Source organism: Microcoleus sp. T3_D1 (assembly GCF_036700405.1).
Classification (GTDB): domain Bacteria; phylum Cyanobacteriota; class Cyanobacteriia; order Cyanobacteriales; family Microcoleaceae; genus Microcoleus.
Window position 1 is genome coordinate 40306 of record NZ_JAUBOV010000061.1, and the last position, 7144, is coordinate 47449.

Below are 7144 nucleotides of genomic sequence, written 5' to 3' on the forward strand. Positions count from 1 at the left end.
TTCTTCCCACAATAAAACTGAATTTTTGTGGAACAGGCATCTTGCCTGTTCTTCCCACAATAAAACTGAATTTTTGTGGAACAGGCATCTTGCCTGTTCTTCCCACAATAAAACTGAATTTTTGTGGAACAGGCATCTTGCCTGTTCTTCCCACAATAAAACTGAATTTTTGTAGAACAGGCATCTTGCCTGTTCTTCCCACAATAAAACTGAATTTGTGTGGAACAGGCATCTTGCCTGTTCTTTATGATTTGACAGGGCCATGAAACTAATCTAAAATCTCAAATCATATAACTTTTATTCTATCCAATTGTGCTTCTAAGTTCTCGATTAAATTATTTACTAACTGTAACTGGTACTGTTGAACATTCACATTTAATGGCTCTTTGCTGTCTTGAAAACAGATAACTTTTCCGGCGATTTCCTTGTAGTGTTGCAGCATAGAAAAAGTATCGGTGCTGAAGCGAGCGAGATAGTTTTTAGCAGCCTCACTGCAAATTTCCTTTACTTGATTGAGATAAGCTTCTGACGATTCAGGCGGCTTTTCATACCCAGTTCTTTTATTCAAAATATAGCTAGCACCGCCGACTACTGCAGCTCCCACAGGCCCGCCCAATAGCCAACCTAAGCCAGTGGCGATCGCCACTGGAGTCACTTCGCCCTCGTTCGACTTTTGAGCTGGAGGTGGTGGCGGTTCCGGTAAACTGACTTGCGGGGATGGAGGAAACGAAATCAAAAGTGCGATCGGCGGTTCTTTCTCAAAGAATTCGCAAGCTTTATTTACCCATTCTGCGATGGTTTGCTGCTGATGTAACGCCTCTCGCTGAAATTTTAGCTTCCACGCATCAAAACTTCCTTCCTGGAGCGACAGCGCCATTTCCGATTGATACCGCTGCAAAAGTGTGGGCTGGTAAAGCCAAATCTCGAAGTCGGAAACGCTGGCTTGAAAGCCTTTTGATATCAGTTTTTCGGCTTTTTGTTTAATTTCAATTTTGTCTTTGTGCTTTTTTTGAGCTGTGGCTATTTCTGCGGTGACAGTTTCAGCTTTGGCTCGGAGAGATTGGCAAATTTTAGTAGCTATAGCTTCAATTCTGGGCAATTTAACTGCTAGTTGTTCCTGTTGAGCTGCCACAATACTTTGCAAAGCCGATTCAAAGCTGGCAATTCCTGTAGTTTGGGCGGCCGCCACATCTCCTTTCAGCCTCGCCCTCAAAGCCGGCAAAGCATCGACGCGGTAGATATTGCTGATATTGTTCGGCAAATTGGAGCGAAAACTTTCGGCAACAAACAACAACCGATTGTATACTTGTTTTTGGTCGTCTGGTTCGAGTAGATTGAGAAAATTGGCAACAAAGACGACAGTGTTGATGTTGCGATCGCTCAACCAATCTCTCAAGTTCTCCCGTTCGCCTAAAGTCATCAATTTGCGAGCATCTAAAACCTGCACAACTAAATCAGCCGTTAGCAATTTATCCCGAACCAAATTATCCTGTTCTTCGCGATCGTTGGTTCCCGGCAAATCCAGCAATTCCACACCGGTTTGCAGGAATGGATGGGGACAGTAAACATTCACTGCCGCCACATCATCCCGCATTTGTCTCGCGTCGTCAAGGATAGCATAGCGTTTCAACACATCAGTCCCCCGTTCGCTAATTTCCCTGCCGTCTTTCAGGGTAATTTTTGCGTGCAATTCCTCGCCGTAGTTGACATAAATGGCAGCACCTGTAGTGGGCACAAGGTCGATCGGCAAAGCACGATTTCCAAGCATTGCATTGAGCAAAGTGGACTTGCCGTAATTAAACGGGCCAAAGACAGCAACTTGAAAAGTTGGTTTGGCGAGATAGTCGCAGATTGAGGTAGTATCTCGATACAGTTGGGAGTTTTTGTCAAGTTCGAGAATACCGAGGGCTGATTTGAGATAGTCGGTCAGGTATTGATAAATTTCGGGTTGTTGCATATTGTTGTTTTATTTCATTTAGCGGATGCTAGGAAAGCTTGATATAGCGATTCAATACTCTGCGACTCGGCAGAAACATCAGCCTCCAATTTTTTCAACCGCTGCGATTCAGCCTGAAAATTAATCTCGTGAGATTCCTTTTGTTCCAGCAAATTATCTAACTCAGATTTCCGAGAAGTAATATCAGCATTCATGCGATCGCCCACTTCTCGCCCGTAAATATCAAAACACTCTTTTACAGCATCGTGAATCGGCTGCCACTGCTGTTGAGCCACCTGCGGCAGATATTTCACTAGCTCTTTTTTCGCCGCTTTCACCAACTGTTTATGAGCTCCGTCTGCTTGCAAAACCCCAACACCCATGCCCAACAAAGCCAAGTACAGCGGCCCCAAAACAATCCCCGTCAAACTAGCAAGAATCGTACTGACGCTCAACACAGTGATTAAGTTGAGCAGGATATTTTTCCAATCAAAACCCGCTCCTGCCATTGCTACACCTGCCAGATTTCCAGTGGTTAACGAGAACAATCCCATCGCCCATTTTGCCCAACTGGGCGAGTTATCTTCGTTCGAGTTGCTGACTGCTGCTGGTATTTTTTGTCCCGTCAGTTTTTCGGTAATTTTTTCAGTCACTTTCGTGTAAGATGCTCCGTAATTTGCGGCACTTTTCGATAGCTGCGAAAATGCTGAATTCATTTCTTGTTCGGCCGTGAGAGTCCAAGCTGCTAGTTTGTCATTGATGTACTGCTCGAAGGCTCGTTTGAGCGATGCTTCAAAAGCTTCTCGCTTGCCTTGGCTGAAGAAATCCAGAAATCTCAGTTCCGGTTGATACCGTAAGAAATCTGTTTCAAAGGTATTTTCTAAGTTGAGAACGTAGGCGCGAAAAGAATCTGCGATCGCCCGCGATTTACTATCTCTAACTTCCATAATTTCTTGTTGAAATTCATCGCGAATCTGAGTCAGCTTTTTAAACTCCGGCTCAACTGAATTAATCTTTTCTTTCAACTCATTGACATCGCGATCGAGTAATGGTAAGCGGCGCCCAACAGCTTCGCGGACGCGAGCAGAAATTTGACGCGCCAAAGTCCTCGCCGGACGCAATTCCGAAATCGCCCTTTCCTGCGTCAAAAACGTATTCAGTGCCGCCATAAACTCTGGAAAACCAGTTCCTGCCAAATCCGCATCCGGGTTTTTCATCCGCAACCTCAGCGCCTTAATTGAGGTAATTGCAAACACTCGCTCGTCGTAAATGTCGTGGCCTTCTGTTAAACAATATTCAGCCAAATTAGCTTGAAAAACCCGCCGCAGTTTCCCTTCTGCTTCTGCTAATTCTTCAGGATCATCCGGGTCAATCAAACTTTCCCGCACCTGATCCCAAGCATTTATCAGGAAGAAAATGCTCAAGCCGCGATTTTTGATGTAATTTTCTAGATAGCGTCTTTCGCCCATTGTGCAAGGCTGAGTTGCCCTGAGTACAAACAAAATAGCGTGGCAGTTGTTGATGTAACCGAGAGATAATTCGTTGCGGGCTTCTGTATCGTTCAGTCCGGGACTGTCTACTATTTCTATGCCTTTTTCCAGCAAAGGTAAGGGATATTCTACTACGGCGCAATCGATATCTGGAAATGCTGCTTTCTTTTCTTCTTCTAAGCGTTTTGCCTCAGCGGGGTCAATTGTGTAGTTCTGTTTAAAACTTTTAAAATCTAGCTGTTTTGGGCTTTTGCCGTCATTGAAATAAACGGTGACTTTTTTTTCGGAACCGTAGCGCAAAATTGTCAGCAAAGCTGTACAGGGATTTACATCGCTGGGCAGTAAGTTTTCGCCGATTAACGCATTGAGAAAAGTGCTTTTACCGCGTTTCATGTCGCCTAGGACTAGCAGCCGAAAGACTCCTTGGCGCAAGTTTTTACTGGCGACATCAATGTCGGCGTTGTCTGTTTCTAAACCAAGTTTTCCCGATGCTTCTCCTCCTGCTAATTCTGATTGATTGATGGCTGTGGCGATGTTGCTGAGGCGAGTGGCAATTTCTCGGCGGACGGCGGCTACTCGCTCTAAATCGTTGAGAAAGTTGCTAGTTTCTACTTTAAGGTTCATGGGTGTTTCCTGATAGTTTCCTGCGTGAGCTTTTCAACTTTTGTCTTCTTCAATAAACATTTTGTAAGCTATGAAAGCAATGCCTCCCACTATCAGGGCGGCTGCCAGCCAAGATGCTATGCGAACTGCAACGATAACAGCAATGACAATGCCTGTAAATTGAGCGGCTGCTATAATTTTTCGGCGCCACTGTTTGAGTTTGCCGTTAACTTGGCTGTCTGGTTCTTGGTACTTGCTTGTTAGATGTTCGGGCACTGAGCGGTCAATTTCGGCTTCTAGTTCGCGGAGCCGAATTTCTTGTTCTCGCTTCCGCAGTTCTTGTTCTTTGCGCCGGAGTTCGCGGGATTTGTTGTCAGGAGAATTCATAAATTTTAGCCTGTTTTCCGCTGGAAAAAGTGTTATTTATTGTCAATGTTGCGGATCGATAAGTTCTCTACGACTGTAACTCACATTTTCCCGCCTGTCGAGAAATGTTAAGAAATTTTAAAAAGGGCGATTCCCTACGGGATAACTACGCTTCACGACTAATTGAGCCGATCGCCCTACGCCCTAGGCTAGCCGCTGCAAATCATCAATAGCCTTCGGGCCCGATAGTAGTGCGATCGCACTCAGCTTCCGACAAATCCACCAAGCGCGATCGAAATAAGTTGCAGCCCCCTAATTGAGCTTTGCTTAACTTTGCTTTCTCCAAATTAGCTCGGCTCAAATCCGCATATCTCAAATCAGCATTCGTCAAATCTGCATTATACAAATCCGCACCTTGCAAATTGGCTTTCTGCAAATTAGCACCTTGCAAATTGGCGTGACGCAAATTTGCTCTTGATAAGTTTGCTCTTGATAAAGTTGCTTCCGACAAGTTAGCTTGATAAAGTTGAATGTCGCCCAATTCAGCATCTTGCAAATCAGTTTTATAAAGATTGGCTTGAGTCAAATTTCCGTAGGGCAAATAAGCTCGCCTCAGAACGCTACCAGAAAGATTTATTTCTGTCAAATCTGCTTGAAACAAGTTATGTTCACTTAAGTCAACGGCGTTAAAGTTTCGCTGGCCCTCAGCATACTGAGCAAGCAATTCCTCAGCGCTTAGCTTTTGCATTTTCATTCCTCATGACGACAGCTACTGCAGCCAATCCATAACAGTAATTAATGGTTATTGTTCTGTGTATTTATACTTATGTCTCTTATTATGTTAAGCTTGTGTAACAACAGTCGCATTTTTTCTAAGATTTTTTTTATATTTGTAAAATTCTGCCTTGCTCAACCAGTAAGCGGTTAGTAATGTCAAGATCGATCGAGAAACCACAGCGAATCCTCTACTGAAATATGCCAGAACTTCCTCTCTCCATTGCTCAGCACTACCACGAACGGACAAAATACGACCCTGAAACCATTGCTGCTAAAAGTAAACAGCTAGATTGGACAGAGCAACCTGTTCCTTTCAAAGAATATAAAATTGGAGCCTATTTTGACCTCAAGCCTTATCTAAAAGACCCCTCCGAGGATGCCGATGCCGATCCCGATGCCGCTTGGTGGCATCGGTTATCTAGCTTGTTGCTGTGCAGCTACGGGTTGACGGCGAAAGTGCAGACGGTAGACGACAGCTACCTGTATTTGCGATCTGCACCCTCGGCGGGTGGACTCTACCCAGCAGAGGTTTATTTAATCTCCCGTGGCACTGCCCAGTTGCCGGCCGGACTCTACAACTATCAGTGCAGAACTCATTCACTTGTTCATTTTTGGGACAGTCAAGTTTGGCCGACATTGCAAGCAGCTTGTTTCCAGTCGCCAGCGCTAGAAAATACCCAATTGGCGATCGCCATTACCACTGTTTTTTTCCGTTCTTCTTGGCGTTACGAAGACCGAGCTTATCGGCGAATTTTTCTAGACACTGGCCATTTATTGAGCAATATCGAGTTAGCTTGCGCCGTCAACGATTACCGACCTCACCTGATTGGAGGATTCGCGGACGAAGCTGTCAATGAATTACTTTACATTGACTCGGAGCAAGAAGGAGCGATTTGTGTAGTTGCTTTAGCCGACTTGCTAGATATTGACCAAAACTTGCCTAAATTTAAAACCGCTTTGCCCGGAAACACCACCACAGATTACCCGAAAATTTCCGACGGTCAACTGTTAAAATACCTCCACAAAGCCACGCATTTAGAATCAGACCCTACCGGATCTGACGGCTGGAAACTTGATGAAAGTGAAGGGGAATTAGAGGATAAATACAACTTTCCATTTTGTACTAAAGTTTCGACTGTCACTCCTTCGATTCCTTGGGGAGTGAACCTGGAAACTTTAGAAAATACTATGCTCAAAAGGCGTTCGACCCGTGCTTATACAGGTGCTTCTTTGAGCTTGGGCGAACTGCTAGCTATGCTGGATTTTACTTACCAGCCGCAGCACTATATCGACCAAGGATTAGACGGTAATCCAGACTATTTCGATCTAAGTTTGATCGAGACTTTTATTGCTGTTTCGGGAGTGCATGGGTTAGAAGAAGGCTGTTACTATTACGCTCCGAAAGCTCAAGAATTGCGGCAAATTCGGTTTAAGAATTTCCGCAGGGAACTGCATTTTTTGTGTTTGGGGCAAGACTTGGGCAGAGATGCGGGGGCGCTGTTGTTTCACACGGCGGATTTGAACAGGGCTGTAGCAAAATATGGCGATCGAGTTTACCGCTATTTGCACATGGACGCGGGTCATTTGGGCCAGCGGTTGAATTTAGCAGCTATGCAACTGCGTTTGGGTGTCAGCGGTATCGGGGGCTTTTTTGACGATCGTGTCAATGACGTTCTCGGTATTCCTGCGGGTGAGGCTGTGCTTTATATTACAAGTCTCGGAAGACCTCGATCGTGACAATAAGTTGGTTGTTATTTGTCAGTAGTATTGCTTCACTAAGCCCAGGCGCATCTAAATTTTACAGTCAAGTTTGATGAAATTAACATCTTACACCCTTCTCAAGAACAGGCAAGATGCCTGTTCCACAAAGAGTGAAATTCTGTGTTTCATAAACGGTGAAATTCTTGTGGAGTGGGCGTCCCGCCCGCCCTAAAAATACAACAGAACAGGCAAGATGCCTGTTCCACAAAGA

General features: G+C 44.8%; 6 protein-coding genes. 1 reads left to right on the top strand and 5 read right to left on the bottom strand.

All coding sequences use genetic code 11. From position 1 onward, the window contains the following. The 5 genes from QT992_RS23665 to QT992_RS23685 form a co-directional block, all read right to left on the bottom strand. Nucleotides 1-264, bottom strand: a 264-nt coding sequence (locus QT992_RS23665) for a hypothetical protein (protein WP_333377840.1), incomplete at its 3' end; no start/stop codon positions are given. Nucleotides 265-286: 22 nt separating this feature from the next. Next, on the bottom strand, nt 287-1957 hold the full coding sequence (locus QT992_RS23670; RefSeq protein ID WP_333335970.1) for a dynamin family protein: 1671 nt from the start codon (nt 1955-1957) through the stop codon (nt 287-289). Between the two features lie 14 nt (nt 1958-1971). Next, on the bottom strand, nt 1972-4050 hold the full coding sequence (locus tag QT992_RS23675; protein ID WP_333335967.1) for a dynamin family protein: 2079 nt from the start codon (nt 4048-4050) through the stop codon (nt 1972-1974). A 33-nt stretch (nt 4051-4083) separates the two neighbouring features. Continuing rightward, nucleotides 4084-4416 carry a hypothetical protein gene (locus tag QT992_RS23680; protein WP_333245086.1) on the bottom strand — a complete coding sequence of 111 codons (333 nt, stop codon included), beginning with the start codon at nt 4414-4416 and terminating at the stop codon, nt 4084-4086. Nucleotides 4417-4621: 205 nt separating this feature from the next. After that, a complete protein-coding gene (locus QT992_RS23685) occupies nt 4622-5143 on the bottom strand; it encodes a pentapeptide repeat-containing protein (RefSeq protein ID WP_333321118.1) in 522 nt (173 codons plus the stop codon). Nucleotides 5144-5370: 227 nt separating this feature from the next. Between QT992_RS23685 and QT992_RS23690 the strand changes: the two genes are divergently transcribed. After that, complete coding sequence (locus tag QT992_RS23690; protein ID WP_333335964.1) at nt 5371-6909, top strand: SagB/ThcOx family dehydrogenase; 1539 nt, start codon at nt 5371-5373, stop codon at nt 6907-6909. Nucleotides 6910-7144: the final 235 nt, after the last annotated feature.

Excerpts from the sequence above, each read along its gene's own strand:
- QT992_RS23675 (WP_333335967.1), bottom strand. The coding sequence starts at position 4,050 with ATGAACCTTAAAGTAGAAACTAGCAACTTTCTCAACGATTTAGAGCGA.
- QT992_RS23670 (WP_333335970.1), bottom strand. The coding sequence starts at position 1,957 with ATGCAACAACCCGAAATTTATCAATACCTGACCGACTATCTCAAATCA.
- QT992_RS23685 (WP_333321118.1), bottom strand. The coding sequence starts at position 5,143 with ATGCAAAAGCTAAGCGCTGAGGAATTGCTTGCTCAGTATGCTGAGGGC.
- QT992_RS23690 (WP_333335964.1), top strand. The coding sequence starts at position 5,371 with ATGCCAGAACTTCCTCTCTCCATTGCTCAGCACTACCACGAACGGACA.
- QT992_RS23680 (WP_333245086.1), bottom strand. The coding sequence starts at position 4,416 with ATGAATTCTCCTGACAACAAATCCCGCGAACTCCGGCGCAAAGAACAA.